Origin of the sequence: Planococcus sp. S3-L1 (assembly GCF_030063085.1) — a bacterium.
Taxonomy (GTDB): Bacteria; Bacillota; Bacilli; order Bacillales_A; family Planococcaceae; genus Planococcus; species Planococcus kocurii.
Genome location: NZ_JASISN010000003.1, coordinates 86,909 through 103,908, shown reverse-complemented (window position 1 = coordinate 103,908; position 17,000 = coordinate 86,909). Strand labels below are relative to the sequence as shown.

At 40.8% G+C, this 17,000-nt stretch carries 17 protein-coding genes and 1 other annotated feature; of the genes, 1 reads left to right on the top strand and 16 read right to left on the bottom strand.

Going from position 1 to position 17,000, the window contains the following annotated elements; genetic code table 11:
* Nucleotides 1-223: 223 nt before the first annotated feature.
* The 3 genes from QMF37_RS04485 to QMF37_RS04475 all read right to left on the bottom strand — a co-directional run bounded on the left by QMF37_RS04485 (nt 224) and on the right by QMF37_RS04475 (nt 3,072).
* On the bottom strand, nt 224-1,186 hold the full coding sequence (locus QMF37_RS04485; RefSeq protein WP_283476816.1) for a nuclease-related domain-containing protein: 963 nt from the start codon (nt 1,184-1,186) through the stop codon (nt 224-226).
* Between the two features lie 235 nt (nt 1,187-1,421).
* Entirely contained in the window at nt 1,422-2,510 is a 1,089-nt protein-coding gene (locus QMF37_RS04480; protein ID WP_058385702.1) for a M42 family metallopeptidase, read from the bottom strand.
* Nucleotides 2,511-2,586: 76 nt separating this feature from the next.
* The gene (locus tag QMF37_RS04475; protein WP_058385703.1) at nt 2,587-3,072 is read right to left on the bottom strand and encodes a dUTP diphosphatase; all 486 of its coding nucleotides are present in this window, start codon (nt 3,070-3,072) and stop codon (nt 2,587-2,589) included.
* 93 nt (nt 3,073-3,165) lie between these two features.
* Here QMF37_RS04475 and QMF37_RS04470 point away from each other — a divergent pair, with 93 nt between their 5' ends.
* Nucleotides 3,166-3,552 carry a sigma-w pathway protein ysdB gene (locus QMF37_RS04470; RefSeq protein ID WP_283476813.1) on the top strand — a complete coding sequence of 129 codons (387 nt, stop codon included), beginning with the start codon at nt 3,166-3,168 and terminating at the stop codon, nt 3,550-3,552.
* 9 nt (nt 3,553-3,561) lie between these two features.
* Here QMF37_RS04470 and QMF37_RS04465 read toward each other — a convergent pair whose 3' ends face one another.
* From QMF37_RS04465 to polA, 13 genes are all read right to left on the bottom strand, one after another.
* Nucleotides 3,562-3,840, bottom strand: coding sequence for a DUF1294 domain-containing protein (locus QMF37_RS04465; RefSeq protein WP_283476811.1), 279 nt, complete (start codon nt 3,838-3,840; stop codon nt 3,562-3,564).
* Nucleotides 3,841-4,094: 254 nt separating this feature from the next.
* Entirely contained in the window at nt 4,095-4,454 is a 360-nt protein-coding gene (gene rplT / locus QMF37_RS04460) for a 50S ribosomal protein L20 (RefSeq protein ID WP_058385705.1), read from the bottom strand.
* 167 nt (nt 4,455-4,621) lie between these two features.
* A complete protein-coding gene (gene rpmI, locus QMF37_RS04455) occupies nt 4,622-4,822 on the bottom strand; it encodes a 50S ribosomal protein L35 (RefSeq protein WP_008432253.1) in 201 nt (66 codons plus the stop codon).
* A gap of 27 nt (nt 4,823-4,849) precedes the next feature.
* On the bottom strand, nt 4,850-5,356 hold the full coding sequence (gene infC / locus QMF37_RS04450) for a translation initiation factor IF-3 (RefSeq protein WP_038703546.1): 507 nt from the start codon (nt 5,354-5,356) through the stop codon (nt 4,850-4,852).
* Between the two features lie 83 nt (nt 5,357-5,439).
* Nucleotides 5,440-5,580 (bottom strand) — a sequence feature (ribosomal protein L20 leader region).
* Between the two features lie 57 nt (nt 5,581-5,637).
* Nucleotides 5,638-7,566, bottom strand: coding sequence for a threonine--tRNA ligase (gene thrS, locus QMF37_RS04445; protein WP_071153191.1), 1,929 nt, complete (start codon nt 7,564-7,566; stop codon nt 5,638-5,640).
* 519 nt (nt 7,567-8,085) lie between these two features.
* Nucleotides 8,086-9,021 (bottom strand): primosomal protein DnaI, encoded by a 936-nt coding sequence (gene dnaI / locus QMF37_RS04440; RefSeq protein ID WP_071153189.1) that lies wholly within the window; start codon nt 9,019-9,021, stop codon nt 8,086-8,088.
* On the bottom strand, nt 9,022-10,392 hold the full coding sequence (locus tag QMF37_RS04435) for a replication initiation and membrane attachment family protein (RefSeq protein ID WP_283476804.1): 1,371 nt from the start codon (nt 10,390-10,392) through the stop codon (nt 9,022-9,024).
* 11 nt (nt 10,393-10,403) lie between these two features.
* Entirely contained in the window at nt 10,404-10,880 is a 477-nt protein-coding gene (gene nrdR, locus QMF37_RS04430) for a transcriptional regulator NrdR (RefSeq protein WP_058385710.1), read from the bottom strand.
* 114 nt (nt 10,881-10,994) lie between these two features.
* Nucleotides 10,995-11,378, bottom strand: a complete 384-nt coding sequence (gene speD, locus QMF37_RS04425; protein WP_058385711.1) for an adenosylmethionine decarboxylase — start codon at nt 11,376-11,378, stop codon at nt 10,995-10,997.
* A gap of 316 nt (nt 11,379-11,694) precedes the next feature.
* Complete coding sequence (locus QMF37_RS04420; protein WP_058385712.1) at nt 11,695-12,714, bottom strand: glyceraldehyde-3-phosphate dehydrogenase; 1,020 nt, start codon at nt 12,712-12,714, stop codon at nt 11,695-11,697.
* Between the two features lie 102 nt (nt 12,715-12,816).
* The gene (coaE, locus tag QMF37_RS04415) at nt 12,817-13,422 is read right to left on the bottom strand and encodes a dephospho-CoA kinase (RefSeq protein ID WP_071153188.1); all 606 of its coding nucleotides are present in this window, start codon (nt 13,420-13,422) and stop codon (nt 12,817-12,819) included.
* A 9-nt stretch (nt 13,423-13,431) separates the two neighbouring features.
* Complete coding sequence (mutM, locus tag QMF37_RS04410; RefSeq protein WP_071153187.1) at nt 13,432-14,301, bottom strand: bifunctional DNA-formamidopyrimidine glycosylase/DNA-(apurinic or apyrimidinic site) lyase; 870 nt, start codon at nt 14,299-14,301, stop codon at nt 13,432-13,434.
* 15 nt (nt 14,302-14,316) lie between these two features.
* On the bottom strand, nt 14,317-16,953 hold the full coding sequence (gene polA / locus QMF37_RS04405; RefSeq protein WP_071153212.1) for a DNA polymerase I: 2,637 nt from the start codon (nt 16,951-16,953) through the stop codon (nt 14,317-14,319).
* Nucleotides 16,954-17,000 lie beyond the last annotated feature (47 nt).

Genomic DNA, 17,000 nt, shown 5'->3' with positions numbered 1-17,000 from the left:
CTTCATCCACCCTTTTATGTTCGGTTTATATTACATAATGTATATTATACTTAACATCATGTCAATTATTATGTACATTTTTGAAGCTAGAGATGCTTTATTTGCGGATTGAATGACTTTGTTTGCGCGATAAAATCGGTTGTTTACATTATTTCGCACTTTGTTTGCGCAAGACGAGACGTTGTTTGCAAAACCAAAAAAAGCTTCTCACTTGAGTGAAAAGCTAGTCTTTATTCTTTAACTGATAGGTTCGATTGCGCAATGCACCAGCTGTGTCAAATTCGAAAGTCGACAATAAGCGAGACGCTACAAAAGGCGATTCGATATTACAATACTGCCTCAACATCTTATTGCTCAGCTGATTATGAACGAGCGAAAAATATTCCCGAATCGTCGTTTCAAATGCATTTATATCTATCGATTGGCACAATTCGCATATCCAGCCACATCGTTTTTTTCGAACCATTCGCAGGCTTTTGCATGAATCGCAAAAAATACCGGTCTGTAGTTCGCCAGGATTTATAGCATACAGCTGACATAAAGGAAGTCGCTTATAAGGAGTTTGATGTTTTTGAAGAAGTTTATCGATTTTCACTAAATTCGGTCGGATATTTGTGTTGGGGAAAGAGGAGAGTATGTTGAATAAATAATCGATTAATTGATAAGTTTTACAAACATCGGTAGTTTGCGGTTTCGTAATAAATTCACATTGCTTGGATGTGAATACAACAATTCCTTTGACCGGCAACTGGATTTTATGCAGTTTGAAAAATTTCGTTAAAAAGCGAATGTGTTTATTTAATTGAATCGCGGGATCTTCCATCACGGTTCGCACGCCTTCTACATCTGTTCGAGCAAATTCGCCTGTTTGATTATCGAAATGTAGCCGTCCACTAATGTTTTTCGACTCAATAATAATCACGCCACGCTCTGTTAGCAGCAATCCGTCCATTTGAATTTTCCACTCACCAAGTGATAAGCAAACATTCTGCAAAAAGCGGTAGTTTTCTTCAGGGCTGAATTCAACCAGCTTTCGTACCAGTCTAGCTTCTCCTCGTTCTCCAGCAGCGCTTCGGTACAATTCGACTTGAAGAAATTGGCGTTGTGGATGCTGCTCTGGCAACCGGTATAATAACCTTTCGAGTGCCGTTGTTTGAGATAATAAAACGAGTTCTTTTTTGTGCATAGAGCACCTCCTATCAGAATAAATAGAGTATAGCATTTTTTTAAAAACCTGAAAATCTCTAAATGGATGCTTTTCGTAAACGAAAAGCGAAAAACCTTTAGTTGTTTGCGGTATACACGCTGTTGTTTGCGCTACCTCAATGTTTGTTTGCGGCAAGAAAGTCTTTATTTGCGCAAAAGATCACTTTGTTTGCACAACAAAGAAACCCCTCGCCAAAGCGAAGGGTTTCCGGATTTTATTCGAATGTAATACGCGCGACGGTATCTTTATCTAGCTTTTTGATCACTTCGATGATTAATTTCACTGCATTTTCGTAATCATCGCGATGCAAGATTCCAGCGTGCGAGTGAATATAGCGAGTAGCTACGCCGATTGCAAGTGCAGGAACGCCGTTTGCTGTTAAGTGAATGGACCCAGCGTCAGTTCCGCCGCCTGCGATCGTTTCAAATTGGTACGGAATGCCCGCTTCTTCAGCCGTATCGACCACAAGTTCGCGCAAGCCGCGGTGAGATACCATTGAAGCATCGAAAAGCAATAATTGTGGGCCATCTCCCATTTTACTGTTCGACTCTTTGCTCGTAATGCCTGGTGTGTCTCCTGCAATGCCTACATCTACTGCAAATCCGATATCTGGTTGAATCTTCGCAGTCGCCGTTTTCGCTCCGCGCAAGCCGATTTCTTCTTGCACTGTTCCAACACCGTAAACGACGTTCGGGTGATTGACACCTTTTAATCCTTTTAAAACATCAATCGCAATCGCACAACCAATCCGATTATCCCAAGCTTTTGCCATTAATAATTTTTCGTTGTTCATCACCGTGAATTCAAAATACGGAGTGACCATATCTCCTGGTGTGACTCCCCACTCTTTTGCTTCTTCACGAGAAGAGGCACCAATATCAATAAACATATCTTTGATTTCAACAGGCTTCTTACGCGCTTCTAGTGAAAGAATATGCGGTGGTTTTGAACCAATTACGCCTGTGATTTCTTTACCGCTTCGTGTTGTAATTGTCACGCGCTGCGCTAGCATAACTTGTGACCACCAGCCACCTACTGTTTGAAATTTTAAAAATCCTTTATCATCAATTTGCGAAATCATAAATCCAACTTCATCCAAATGACCTGCTACCATAATTTTAGGTCCGTCAGCTAATCCTTCTTTTCTAGCAATCAAACTGCCAAGACCGTCTGTTTCAATCGAGTCAGCGAATGGTGTTATGTATTTTCTCATGACTTCACGCGATTGACGCTCATTTCCTGGAATAGCGTTCGCATCTGTCAACTCTTTTAGCATTAATTGTGTTTCATCCAAATTAGTCATTCCTTCGACCTCCTAAATAATTCATTGCTCACTTATTGTAAAGGAATCTCCACCAATTATCAAAACATTCGTTCTATCAATAGCCGTTGTTTTGGCGGTCGTAGTTGGTTTGGTTCTTCTGAATATAGGCTTCCAGCACTTCCTCATAGCTAAACTCTAATGCCACCGCTATTCCGCCATAACAGCTCCAAATTTCCATAAAATTAGACATTGAATAATTTCTAAGGAATTCTTGAATGGCTTTTTGAGTTCGCAAAAACAACTCGGTCAAGTCTGTTTCACTAATGGGATCTGGCCAATTTTCGAGTGTGTTTAAATGCTTTTCAATACCAAGTGACAGCAAAAAATGGATAGAATCGACGTATTCCTCTAAAATAACTGCGCGACTTGATGGACCTTTTGTGCTCCAAAATTTAAAGCAGCGCGTTTCATTTGCCAGTTCCGCTAACTCTACTAGTAAAGCTAAGCCTTTTTTACGAAAAACATCTTCGTTAATTTTTTGATTGGATTGAATAAAGCGATCTAGTTCTTCCTGCATTTTAAACAATTCATGTAGTTTCATAAAACCTCTCCTTTTTTCAATCAATCTTGAAACCAAACTACTTCCTAATCGTATAGTAATGAGTAGGATTATGTAAATCAGGGGGTAATTCATTTGGCTTTTCTCATACGCTTTGTTGTGTTGGCATTAATTATCTACTTATTTTACCGACTGATCCGTTATGTTGTAGATCCTAAAAGAAAACTCGATAACGCACTTGAATCGGGTGCTTATTATTTTTTAGACGATGTGAAAAATGTGCAAAAAAACTTTTTTATCGCACTTCGTGGCGTGTTGTTTGAAGGCGAAAAATACTTAGGCACAACTGAACACTCTTTTGAAGTCGTCTCTATTTTTGTGTGGGTCGAAAAACCTGATCAATTACAGGGATTCACAAAAGCAGATTTTCATTTTCTAGAAAAAGAAATTTTGATGAATTATCCAGAAGCTCGCATAAGTTGGAAAAATCCAATAGAGCAATTAATGAAGCAAAATGGATGAGCATGAGACTCACCCATTAACAAAAGTTTGATAACTCCACATCAAAATAAGAATATCAAGTAGAGCCAAAATCAGAAAACCAACACGAAAATTAGTATGCTTCGTTTTGTGACGAAATGCCATCATGCCCAAATAAGCCCCAATGCCGCCACCAAAAATAGCGACGGTCCACAAGTTTTTTTCAGGAATTCGCTGACCGTGACGCTGCGCTTGAGATTTATCGACTTTCATCATAACAAAAGCCATCGTTGTTACAATTGCAAAATAACCAACAATAATCAAAAACATCGGATTTTCCTCCATAAGAAAAGACTGACGAAAATTCGTCAGTCTTTTTTGTTATAGCGTTAGATGCCTGTACATTGCAGTTTTCTAGTTGTGTGATGTCTATGGGCTACACTGAACAGGCACTTTCGCTTTTATTATCTAGCTGCAGTGCCTAGACCCTCGGGACTTAAGTCAGCCCACCTGTGCGACAAAAAACGCCGCTTCGGTGGTCTGTCTTAAGCCTGTCGGGTCTTAACAGGCACTTTCGCTTTTAATTACTTAGTTACTGCTTTTTTTGCTTGGTCAACTAATGATGTGAAAGCAGCTGCATCAGATACAGCGATTTCAGCTAGCATTTTGCGGTTGATGTCGATACCAGCAACTTTTAATCCGTGCATAAGACGGCTGTATGAAATTTCGTTCATACGTGCTGCTGCGTTGATACGCGTGATCCAAAGTCTACGGAAATCACGTTTTTTGTTGCGACGGTCACGGTAAGCATAGTTACCTGACTTCATTACCTGTTGGTTTGCTACTTTGAAAAGGATGTGCTTTGCACCATAATAACCTTTTGCTAATTTAATGACCTTTTTACGACGCTGACGCGTCACTGTTCCACCTTTTACGCGTGGCATATCACATTACCTCCTGCTGAATATAAAAAATTCGATTTTTTGTTACATGTCTAGACTCAAGCACCCAGATTCTCGGGGTCATAAGTCAAAGTGGCTGTGCGGCAAAAAACGCCGCTTCAGCTCTTCGCCTTATGTCCGTCCAATCTATACGGGCGTTTTAGCTTTTATTATTTCATGTTATAGATTAATGATTTGATGCGTTTTAAGTCGCCTGAAGAAACAAGTTTCCCTTTACGAAGTTTACGCTTTTGCTTTGTAGATTTGTTTGCGAATAAGTGGCTAGTGTGTGAGCTGTGGCGTCTTACTTTACCAGTACCCGTTTTTTTGAAACGTTTTGATGCACCGCTGTGGCTTTTCATTTTCGGCATTTCGAATTCCTCCTAAACAATGATCTCTTATTCTTTTTCGTTGACTGGTGCAAGCATCAAGAACATGCTGCGGCCATCCATTTTCGGGCGCTGCTCAACTGTTGCAACTTCTTTGCACGCTTCTGCGAAACGTTCAAGTACACGTTGTCCAATTTCTTTGTGCGTAATTGCACGGCCTTTAAAACGAATAGAAGCTTTCACTTTGTCGCCTTTTTCAAGGAACTTGATAGCGTTGCGAAGTTTCGTGTTGAAATCGTGATCGTCAATTGAAGGGCTTAAGCGCACTTCTTTAACGATAATCACTTTCTGATTTTTACGGATTTCACGATCTTTCTTCTGCTGCTCAAACTTGAATTTACCATGATCCATGATCCGAGCAACCGGCGGCTTAGCTTGAGGAGCCACAAGAACAAGATCCAAGTTGACACGAGCTGCAATTTCAAGTGCTTCGATACGTGTTTTGATGCCAAGTTGTTCACCGTTTTGATCAATAACTCGCAACTCACGTGCACGAATACCGTCATTTACATTAATGTCTTTGCTAATAGTAATCCACCTCCGGATAGTGTCGCGAATAGCTTAAATGTGTGAACCGGCCGAACCGGTTTACAGGGTTCCGATCAAAACAAAAGCGGATGGACCAATGAGGTCCACCCGCAAATATGACAACACGCGTCTTTCTGCGTGTAAAAGTCAATCGTGTATACCTGCCAACAATCGGTCGATCAGGTGAGAAGCGGGTGCTCCTGCTTGCACATATAAGTATTCTATAACCTTATTCATAATATCACGCGTTGTAAAAGAAGTCAAGATGTTTAACGAATTTCACTTTGAACCAGTTTAACAAAATCTTCAAACGGCATACTTTCAGATTTTTGTTCGCCGTATTTACGGACATTCACCGAACCATCTTGTAGTTCTTTATCTCCGATCACAAGCATATACGGTACTTTTTGCATTTGTGCTTCACGAATTTTGTAGCCTAATTTTTCATCGCGCTCATCGATATCTACACGAATTTTATGCGACTGCAGTTTTTCCTGAAGTTCTTTTGTGTAAGTACTATGAGCGTCAAGCGAGACTGGAATCATTTCCACTTGGACAGGTGCCAGCCACGTTGGGAAAGCTCCTTTGTATTCTTCGATTAAGAATGCAACAAAACGTTCCATTGTTGACACGACTCCGCGGTGAATAACGACCGGACGATGCTGTTTGCCATCTTCTCCGACATAAGACAAGTCAAAGCGTTCTGGCAAAAGGAAATCTAGTTGGACAGTTGACAAAGTTTCTTGTTTACCAAGAGCTGTCTTCACTTGGACGTCTACTTTCGGTCCGTAAAATGCCGCTTCGCCTTCTACTTCCTCATAGTCAATCTCCATTTCATCCATTGCTTCTTTTAACATCGCTTGTGCACGATTCCACATGGCATCATCATCAAAGTATTTTTCTTTATCTGCTGGGTCGCGATAAGACAAACGGAATGAATAATCTTTGATATCAAAATCTTTGTAAACTTCAACAATCAAGTTGACGACTTGTTTGAACTCTTCTTTGATTTGGTCTGGGCGTACGAAAAGATGCGCATCATTCAACGTCATTCCGCGAACGCGTTGAAGACCCGACAATGCACCTGACATTTCGTAGCGGTGCATCAACCCAAGTTCAGCAATACGAATTGGCAACTGACGATACGAGTGGATACCTTGTTTAAAAATCATCATATGATGCGGGCAATTCATTGGACGCAATACCAATTCCTCATTGTCCATTTTCATCACTGGGAACATATCGTCTTGGTAATGATCCCAATGTCCGCTTGTTTTGTATAATTCCACGCTACCCATTACAGGCGTATACACGTGATCGTAGCCTAAGCGCTCTTCTTTATCGACAATATAACGCTCGATAATGCGGCGGATTGTGGCGCCTTTTGGCAACCACATCGGCAAGCCTTGACCGACCTTTTGAGAGTTCATGAACAAATTCAATTCTTTTCCGATTTTACGGTGATCACGTTCTTTTGCTTCTTCTAGCATTTCAAGATGCGCTTTTAAATCTTCTTTTTTGAAAAAGGCAGTTCCGTAAATACGCTGAAGCATTTTGTTGTCGCTGTTCCCTCTCCAATATGCTCCGGCCACACTTAATAACTTAAACTCTTTTAATTTACCTGTTGATGGTACATGAACACCTCGGCAAAGATCGAAAAAATCACCTTGCTCATAGATAGATACTTGATCATCTTCAGGAATGGCTTCAAGAAGTTCTAATTTGTACGGATCTTCAATCGCTGCAAATCGTTCTTGTGCTTCTGCACGAGTCACGTCATGACGAATAATTTCAACATTTTCATTGATGATTTGCTTCATTTCTTTTTCAATCAATGGCAAATCTTCTGAAGTAATTGCTGACTCTGTATCGATATCATAATAAAAACCGTTCTCAATAACCGGTCCCACACCGAGCTTCGCATCTGGGTACATCCGCTTGATCGCTTGTGCCAATAAATGTGCTGTGCTGTGGCGCAATACTTCTAAACCTTCATCAGATTCTGGTGTGATGATTGCAATATCTCCATCTTCTTTTAAAGGTGCACGTAAATCGACTAATTTATCGCCCATTTTACCAGCCAATGCTTTTTTCCGTAATCCTGGGCTAATTGATTGAGCAATTTCCTCAGTAGTTACGCCTTGTTCAAACTCTTTTACTGCTCCGTCTGGGAATTTCAGTTGAATCATGTTTGCCATGTCAATCTCTCCTTTTAGTTAACTCTGGTCGAAATGTCTAAACCACAGGGTCTGGTAGACATTTCTTTATTCTTGTCTAGCTGCAATGGCCTGCTCCTCGGGTCATAAACTGTCCTTCCTGTGCGGCAAAAGCGCCGCTTCGGAAGTCCACCTTATGCCTGTCAGAGCAAAACGGCCATCTCCGCTTTTCTTTTTTTCCACAGAAAAAAGCCCCATCCCAAAAGGGACGAAGCTTTAGCTCGTGGTTCCACCCTTCTTCTATTTTGAACAGCTGAAACCATTCAAAATGAAGCTCTGCATCGGCTAACGGGCCGGTACCGTCAGCTGCTACTAAAAAACTGTTCACAGCTGCTGCTCAAAGGGGGTAAGCGAAAAAACGATACTTAAGAAGCTCACAGCCTAGGCTTCTCTCTCTGAAAGTCGTAAATTCCGCTCATGTCCTTGTCAAGGCATGTAAAATCTTGGTTCGATTGTTATTACTATAAACCGAATTGTTCCAAAAGGCAATAGTTCTCGCACTTAATTTCTTCGATTGCGTCCATCAAGTTTAACTGGACTCGTTAATGCACGAATTCGTTCCATAATGCGCGCCGCTTTTAAATCTTCTTTTTCTCCGCGCTGCGAATAGGTTAAATGATACTCCAGCTCGGTATAACTAAAGTTTGATGACATAAATGTTGGCAGTTTTTCAGACATCCGGTAATGGAGAATTGTTCCAAGTACCTCGTCTCGTGTCCAGCTTGACATTGCTTCAGCTCCAATGTCATCTAGCATCAAGACGTCTGCTTTTTTCACATAATCCACTTTTTCCTGCAATGTTTGATCACCAATCGCCTGTTTCATTTCTCGCATAAATTCTGGAACGAATACCAACACAGATTTCACATTGATCTCAGCCAGTTCATTTGCCACTGCGCTCAATAAGTACGATTTCCCGATACCGAATTGTCCATAAAGATACAATCCTTTCTCAGGTAAATTGTCAGGACCCGTTGCTTGATCGAGGAAATCACCAACCGCTCGAAACGCTTCCATGCGACTGTCATCTAATTCAAAGCCGTCCAGTGTCGCTTGCATCACTTCTTTTGGCATATACATGCTATGGATTAAAGAAGATGCATGACGTTTGTTGTCGTGAATATCCTTTGAGCGACATTTTGTATACGAAATTCCGATAGTTCCACGTTCTAATACAAGATTCGGCTCAAAACCTTTTAAATGATTAATACAGCCATCCAAGCTAGGACATTTGTTGCAATCATGGGATTGGTCGATGTATTCGTATAACTTATGAAGCCCTCTATCAATAGTAGGTGCGTCAATTTCGTCTGCGTGATTTTCCAAGAATTTTTGAACTCCCACATGCGCCAATACTTCTTTACGCATTTCACCGTAACGCTCAGAAAAAGCAGGGGCATTGACTACACGTTTTAAGGTTTCGCTAATCGGTTCCATTTAACCACCTTTTCCTTTCTTCAGCGCAAGTTTCGCAAGAAGTTTTTGTTTTTCTACTTCTAAGCTTTCGTTTCTTGGCTCTGCTTTAGCAACAGGTATATCGTCTTTTTTATGGAACCATTCCGGCAATCGTTCTTCACGCAGCGGCTTTTGATTGCCTGTGAATGGTTTGGCGATAGTCGTTAGCGAGCCTTCAGACTTCCACTTCATATACTGCGTGTGCTCGACACGGGCAATTTCCATTGCATCTTTTGCGGTTGTAATATTCTTGCGTAGCCAGTGCGAAGCGATTTTCTCCACATATGCTTTGGTTAGCTTCATATCGGTTCGTAGCAACACATAGTGAAGCAATACATTTACAACCGCTGTCTCCATCTTGTGAAAAGTGACTAATTGGTTTGCTAGTTCCACATCTGCCGGCAACGGTTCGTGGCCATCCGCAATATCTCTCAGTACTTGGATAGGAGCTGCAGTCTCTAAATAAACCAATAACTCATCTTCTTTTGTTTTTGACGTTTCATCTGTTGCTTCAACAGGTTCTGTTGCTTTATGTACAGGAACCAGTTGCGGCGCTGTAGTGGATACTTTCATTTTGTAATGCTCGGTTGCTGCTTTTTTTAAAAGATCAGTCGTCAATTTATAATTGTCATCAATCGCCATTAAGACAACTATTTGCATTTCAAGCGGGTCCAAACTATACAAAAAAGCCAATTTGGCAATATAGGCTTTTATGCTGCCCGTTAATACACGTTTGGGGACTAATTGCTCGGAAAGCCCTTGTTGCAATAAACCAAAGTCAAAATCTGATTCTGTGCTGTATCCCCCATTTTTTCGTTCTTGTAAATCTTTTTTCTTAGCGGGATAGCCTGCTTTAGCATGAACTGGTTGAAAAATATCGGTAAAGGTTCTCGACACTTCTTCGTAATCAGTCGGAATCTCCGTTTCGATGGCAAAACGTTTGCGAACTTTTCGGTAAGACGTTTCACCAATTTTGCTAAATAAAAACATAGACAATAACGGATCCATAAAAAACGTTTTTGGATCGAGTGGCGGACACAGCTCATAGATGAAAGAACGCTCACTGCTTTGATTTTTATACGTTCTAAGCAATCCAATTGCTTCCAACTGGATTCTAGCGTCAAATATTTTCGAAATAGAATTCCCCAACATATTCATCAATGTATAATGACTCGACTCTTCACTAGTCACTTCTCCTTCAGCCCATAAAGTTAAATACAATGCAATGGCTTCCGCACCAATCATAGGTTGATAGAGCAATGTTAGAAGTTGCCGATCATAATTTGAAAACGGATAAGGTAAGCGAATTCGAAATGGATCAGCAGGCTGCAACTCTTTATAATATGCAGTCATAAGTCACCGCCTTAATCGATTTTCTTGTCTTCCGGAGTTTTATTTAGCAAATCCTTGAGTTCATCAATAAAAACAGTGATGTCTTTAAATTGGCGATACACTGAAGCAAAGCGAACATATGCTACTTCGTCGATTGTTGCTAGTCGATTCATGACCAATTCTCCGACTTCTTCAGATTTTACTTCTGGGTTACCCGCACGGCGAAGGTCTTTCTCAATCGTAAAGACAACTTCTTCTAACACTTCTAGAGATACCGGCCGTTTTTCACATGCGCGAATAACGCCACGCAAAACTTTTTCACGGCTGAACTCTTCACGTGAGCCATCTTTTTTGACAACAATCAGTGGCATTTCTTCCACTTTTTCAAATGTCGTAAAGCGATAACCGCAAGACTCACATTCTCTTCGCCTCCTGATGGATTTCATTTCGTCTATTGGCCGCGAATCGACAACACGTGTGCCGTTATGTTGGCAAGCTGGACATTTCATTTTTACATCTCCCTAACTTCTCTATCTCGTGTATCTAGTATAACAAAAAATCATTGAAAAAATAGAAAAAGCAGAGGATTTCATCCTCTGCTCACGTGTTTTTGGTTAAATGGATTATGCTGTTACTGAAACTTTGGATTTCTCAACACTTACTGGTCCCATACCGCGTGGTATTTCTACAAGCTCGCGTGATGTTGAACCTAGTGCGTCTGCGATATATTCCGCTGCAATAGTCGGATCTAAATCGCCGCAAGTGTAAACATCTACACTCGCATAGCCGTGTTCTGGAAAACTGTGAATCGTTAAGTGAGATTCTGAGATAATCACAACTCCGCTAACACCTTGTGGTGCGAATTTATGAAAAGCTACCTCTCTTACTTCAGCTCCAGATTTGAGTGCTGCATCAACAAAAGTTTGTTCGATAAAATCCATATCGTTTAATTTGTCAAAATCACACTGCCAAAGTTCTGCAATTACGTGACGTCCCATTGTTTCCATGGTTCGTTTTCCCCCTTTGATATCATTTTGGTTTTTGCGCAAAATATTCAAAGTTGACTACCACGGGGGAAAGTTAGTCCAAAGAGGTCCTAACCCTTTAAGCAGTCATGTGAATAAAAAATCTTACGCTCCTAATTCCGAATACACGATGGAAAGTCAGAAGTGGTAGTCATTTTTCAACTACGATTCATAGTATAAAACGTATTTATCGCAAATGCAATAACAATATCTTATTGATTCAGAATTTTTACGATCATATGGACAGAGAAAAACCCTGTTTCTCTTTTTAAAAAACTAGAGAACAGGGCATTCAGACTTATTTAGAAACAAGAACCATGGCATTGGCAACTTTTTTAGTCAAATCGATTACACGTGCTGAATAGCCCCACTCGTTATCGTACCATGCCAAAACTTTTACTTTGCGATCGCCAATAACCATCGTTGATAATCCATCAACAATTGCCGAATCTGAATTGCTATTAAAATCAACAGAAACCAATGGTTCCATCGTCAAGCTCAAAATTCCTTCTAAGCTATTTTCAGAAGCTTCCTTGAAAGCTCTATTAACTTCTTCAATTGTCACTGCTGTGTTCAAGTCAACAACTAAATCGACTAAGGATACATTTGGAGTTGGCACTCGTAATGCCATACCATGAAGTTTCCCTTCCATCTCAGGCAACACTAATGATAGCGCTTTCGCAGCACCCGTAGAAGTTGGAATAATGGATTGTGCACAGGCACGCGCGCGCCGAAGATCTTTGTGCGGATTATCTAAGTTCTGCTGGTCGTTTGTGTAAGAATGGATGGTCGTCATCAAGCCATTTTCAATTCCAAATGTATCATTCAGCACTTTTACAACAGGTGCTAGACAATTGGTCGTACAGCTAGCGTTGGAAATGATATCATGCTTATCAATGTCTAGTTTATCATCATTAACTCCCATAACGATTGTGATATCTTCTTTTTTTCCAGGCGCTGTCAAAATCACTTTTTTAGCTCCTGCTTCTAAATGCAGCGCTGCTTTTTCACGTGAATTGAATTTCCCAGTTGCTTCGATGACGATATCAATGCCCATTTCTTTCCATGGCAAATTCAGTGGATCGCGCTCACTTACCAATTGAACCCGTTTTCCATTGACAATTAAAGCATCTTCTTCTGAAGATACGTCACCCGTAAAGGTACCGTGATTTGTGTCATACTTAATCAAATGCGCCAGGGTCTCAGCTGGATACGAAGCGTTGATTGCTGTTATTTTAACATCATCCATCAATATCGCCTGTCTGAAAACCATACGGCCAATACGGCCAAATCCGTTAATTGCAATAGAAACTGTCATGTAGGAATCCTCCGTTTGTAATTAAGTTATACTCATATTTTTAATTTCTTATATAGTATAACACAATCACCTATTTAGAGAACCTTTAAAATTACATATCTTTTATTCTTTTTCAAGGCTGGTTTGCCAATTTGCTAAAATTCGATTTAATTGGCTTTCCGTCTCGTTCAATGTACCGTTATTGTAGATAACCGCATCCGCTCCATCTTCTTTTACAGACATTGGCAGTTGTGAACTAATACGTGCCCGCGCCTCTTTTTCAGTAAAGTTGTTGCGTTCCACTAGCCGAGCAAATTGATTTTTTTCGGTAACACTGACGACTAAAATTTTATCGACCAAGTGCTGTAGGCGGCTCTCAAATAATAACGGAATATCCATGATGATGGTCTTGAATCCTTGCGCCAAAAAATCCTGCCGCTGCCGGAGCATTTCCTGACGAATTGCCGGATGAATAATATCGTTCAATATCTTGCGACTTGCCGGATCGTTAAAAATGATTTCGCCTAGTTTTGCACGGTCCATCGTTCCGTCTTCGCGCAGTATCTCATCGCCAAATGCTAAAACGATTTGTCCTAAGGTGTCAGAACCTGGTTCTACTACTAACCGCGCGACAAGATCCGCATCAATAATCGGATAGCCTAAATTTTTTAACATTTCGGATACGGTACTTTTTCCACTGGCAATGCTACCTGTCAATCCAATGATCATTATTCATCCTCATTTCTGGCAAGTTGGGCAATATACAGATGCCCGACCTCCGATTTTCAGCGTCTTCGTCATCGTGCCACAAACCATACACTGTTTTTTTCCATACATACCAAAACGATCTTGCATGCTGCCTGATTCACCATTGATGTTGCGGTAATCCGAAATCGTACTTCCGCCTGCTTCTATGCTTTCTAGCAAAATAGCAACAATTGACTCAAATAGTTCTACTTTTCGTCTCCGACTAATGCGCCTAGCCGCTCGTTTGGGATGTATTTTCATTTTAAAAAGGGCTTCTGTTGCATAAATGTTACCGCAACCCGAAATAATTTGGCCGTCCATAATAAGTTCTTTGATTGCTTTGTTTTGGTATTTAGCACTCTCAGCCATCGCCAAAAAATGTTCTCGCGCACCTGGCTCAAAAGGCTCCGGTGCCATCAGCAGTAAAGGAGGGAATTCTGCCTCTTCTTGCAATACCCTCATTTCCCCAAAACGACGAATATCCGAAAACGCTAGTAAGTTGCCATCGCTCAATGTCAAAATGACATGAACGTGTCGCCGGAATTTATCTTCCGGAATAGACTGAAGCTGGTCGACGTAAAACCAAGCTCCTGACATTCCCAAATGATTAACTAATAAAAATTCATGGTCTTTTCGCAATGTAAAGTAAATATATTTGCTGCGTCGCTCGACACGGACAATTTGCGCTCCTGTTAAGCTATCAACAAAACGGTCGGCTTCCATCCGCTTAATGATTGCTTCTTTGCCATTCGCTTTCGATAAGCGAATAATGTCTGATACCGTTACTGCCTCAATTTTTTTACCAATAGAAACAGGGCGGATCTGCCGAACGACACCTTCTACTTCTGGAAGTTCAGGCATATCGTTACCCTCCGATCATTTAGTATCGTACCAAGTTGCACCATTGGCGATGTCTACTTTTAACGGCACAATTAGTTTCACTGCATGTTCCATTACTTCAGGTACTAATTTCATCAGTTTCTCCAATTCTTCAGGTGGTGCTTCAAAGATTAATTCATCGTGTACTTGCAACAGCATACGCGTTTGCATCCCCTCACGCTCGAGTGCTGCATCCATATCAATCATCGCTTTTTTAATAATATCCGCTGCACTCCCTTGAATCGGCGTATTCATCGCTGTACGCTCTGCAAAGCTACGCAAATTAAAGTTAGAACTCGTAATATCCGGTAAATAGCGTCTCCGGTTCATCAATGTCGTGACAAATCCATCACGCTTTGCGTCTGCCACAATCGTTGTCATATAACTTTTGACGCCAGGAAAACTTGTGAAATAACGTTCAATAAAATCTGCTGCTTCTTTCCGTGGAATGCTTAAGTTTTGAGACAAACCATAATCACTAATGCCATAAACAATTCCGAAGTTAACGGCTTTAGCAGCTCTTCGCATATCGCCTGTCACTTGTTCTATAGGAACATGAAAAACATCGCTAGCCGTTGTTGTATGAATATCTCGGTCATCTTTAAAAGCTTGCACGAGACGCTCATCTTCCGACATATCTGCCAAAACACGCAATTCAATTTGTGAATAATCCGCTGCGACCATTACCCAGTCCGGCTCTGAAGGAATAAAGGCTTTCCTGATTTTCCGTCCTTCTTCAAGACGCACCGGGATATTTTGCAAGTTCGGATTAGTTGAACTAAGTCGACCAGTTGTTGTAAGAGCCTGTTGGAACCGGGTGTGGACTTTGCCGTCTTCGTGTACTTCTTTTAGCAATCCTTCTATATAAGTGGACAATAGTTTGCCCAATTGACGATACATAAGAATATGCGAGATGATCTCGTGCTGCCCCTCTAGTTTTTCTAGAACATCTGCTGCTGTTGAGTAACCGGTTTTGGTTTTCTTTAAAGCTGGTAATCCCAGTTTTTCAAACAGGATGACACCTAATTGCTTAGGGGAATTGATATTAAATTCTTGTCCGGCCAGCCCATGTATATCCGATTCAATTTTTTCAAGCTTATGAGACAATTCCTTGCCCATTTCGGACAATTGATCGCGATCGACTTTGACGCCTAGTGACTCCATTTGACCTAAAACTGTCGCCAGTGGCAATTCTAATTTGTCGTATAAATCAAATTGCTCGTTTTCTTCGAGTTTTTTCATAACTAATGGCCGAACTTTCCAGATAGTGCGTGCTTTTCTAGCAATATGCTCGTTTAGAATCGTTTCTTCCGGCACTTTCTTTTTAGCACCTTTGCCGTAGATTTGTTCGTTAGTTGATACGTCTCTATAACCGTACTCTTGAACAATACTCGCCATATCCGTATAAGTTAACGACGGATTCACAATATAAGCACCTAGCATCAAGTCAAAATCGACACCTTTTAATTCAATGCCCATACGTAAAAATGCTGCAGTTGCTGCTTTTGAGTCTGCCATAAATTTCTTTTTCGATGGATCTTTGAACCACTTGTTGAATTCTTCTGATTGCTCAACAACTGTCATTGGAATTACATAGGTTTCCGTCTCCGTCGCTAAAGAAACACCAAGTAAATCACAGCTATGGTAATGTTCATCGTATAACTCTAGGTGAACAGCCATCTCGTCTTTTAATATAGCTGGGTCAATGGCAGTCAGTACCTCGAAGTGTAATTCCTCTTTAACTGTTTCTTCTGCTGTATATTCCATTTTTTCTAGTAAAGATTTAAATGCCAATTCCGTCCATACTTTTACCAATTCGTCTTGATTTGGTCCAGCATAACTCAATTCTTCAATGCTAATTTCAATGGGGGCATGTCGTTCTATGGTCGCCAGTTGCTTGCTGATATAAGCAAGATCTTCATTGGCGACTAGTTTTTCTTTCATCTTGCCTTTTTGCAAGTCAATTGCTTCATAAACACCTTCAACTGAACCGTGTGATGCTAATAATTTTAGCGCTGTTTTTTCGCCAACACCTGGCACACCCGGAATATTATCCGATGCGTCGCCCATCAGACCTTTCATATCAATAATTTGATTGGGTGTCAGGCCGTATTTTTCTTTAATATGCTCGACTGTGTACTTTTCGATATCTGTGATCCCTTTTCGCGTGATAAAGACGGTCGTCGTTGATGATGCCAATTGCGTCATATCCTTATCTCCAGAAATAATCACAACTTCATCACCCGCTTGTTCTGCTTCAAGACTCAAAGTTCCGATAATATCGTCCGCTTCGTAATTGTCTAATTCATAGCGTTTAATGCCGTAAGCATCAATCACTTTTCTCAGATAAGGAAATTGTTCCGACAACTCAGGCGGCGTTTTTTGTCTCCCGCCTTTATACTCACTAAATGTCTTGTGACGGAAAGTCGTTTTCCCTGCATCAAACGCCACAATCATATGCGTTGGTTTTTCTTCTTCGATTATTTTTTGAAGCATCATCGTAAATCCATATACAGCATTCGTGTGAATGCCATTTTCATTGGTCAATAGCGGCAAGGCGAAAAACGCGCGATATGCCAAGCTATTGCCATCTAATAAAAGTATTTTCTTTGCCACAAAATTACCCCTCTCCATAAAAAAAGCCATCATTCCCTCTATTTTACCACGCGGGCAAATAGAAG

What these genes read in the sequence shown, in the direction of transcription:
- QMF37_RS04485 (WP_283476816.1), bottom strand. Translation starts at nt 1,186, where the DNA reads ATGCACAAAAAAGAACTCGTTTTATTATCTCAAACAACGGCACTCGAA.
- QMF37_RS04480 (WP_058385702.1), bottom strand. Translation starts at nt 2,510, where the DNA reads ATGACTAATTTGGATGAAACACAATTAATGCTAAAAGAGTTGACAGAT.
- QMF37_RS04475 (WP_058385703.1), bottom strand. Translation starts at nt 3,072, where the DNA reads ATGAAACTACATGAATTGTTTAAAATGCAGGAAGAACTAGATCGCTTT.
- QMF37_RS04465 (WP_283476811.1), bottom strand. Translation starts at nt 3,840, where the DNA reads ATGTTTTTGATTATTGTTGGTTATTTTGCAATTGTAACAACGATGGCT.
- rplT (WP_058385705.1), bottom strand. Translation starts at nt 4,454, where the DNA reads ATGCCACGCGTAAAAGGTGGAACAGTGACGCGTCAGCGTCGTAAAAAG.
- rpmI (WP_008432253.1), bottom strand. Translation starts at nt 4,822, where the DNA reads ATGCCGAAAATGAAAAGCCACAGCGGTGCATCAAAACGTTTCAAAAAA.
- thrS (WP_071153191.1), bottom strand. Translation starts at nt 7,566, where the DNA reads ATGGCAAACATGATTCAACTGAAATTCCCAGACGGAGCAGTAAAAGAG.
- dnaI (WP_071153189.1), bottom strand. Translation starts at nt 9,021, where the DNA reads ATGGAACCGATTAGCGAAACCTTAAAACGTGTAGTCAATGCCCCTGCT.
- QMF37_RS04435 (WP_283476804.1), bottom strand. Translation starts at nt 10,392, where the DNA reads ATGACTGCATATTATAAAGAGTTGCAGCCTGCTGATCCATTTCGAATT.
- nrdR (WP_058385710.1), bottom strand. Translation starts at nt 10,880, where the DNA reads ATGAAATGTCCAGCTTGCCAACATAACGGCACACGTGTTGTCGATTCG.
- speD (WP_058385711.1), bottom strand. Translation starts at nt 11,378, where the DNA reads ATGGAAACAATGGGACGTCACGTAATTGCAGAACTTTGGCAGTGTGAT.
- QMF37_RS04420 (WP_058385712.1), bottom strand. Translation starts at nt 12,714, where the DNA reads ATGACAGTTTCTATTGCAATTAACGGATTTGGCCGTATTGGCCGTATG.
- coaE (WP_071153188.1), bottom strand. Translation starts at nt 13,422, where the DNA reads ATGATCATTGGATTGACAGGTAGCATTGCCAGTGGAAAAAGTACCGTA.
- mutM (WP_071153187.1), bottom strand. Translation starts at nt 14,301, where the DNA reads ATGCCTGAACTTCCAGAAGTAGAAGGTGTCGTTCGGCAGATCCGCCCT.
- polA (WP_071153212.1), bottom strand. Translation starts at nt 16,953, where the DNA reads ATGGAGAGGGGTAATTTTGTGGCAAAGAAAATACTTTTATTAGATGGC.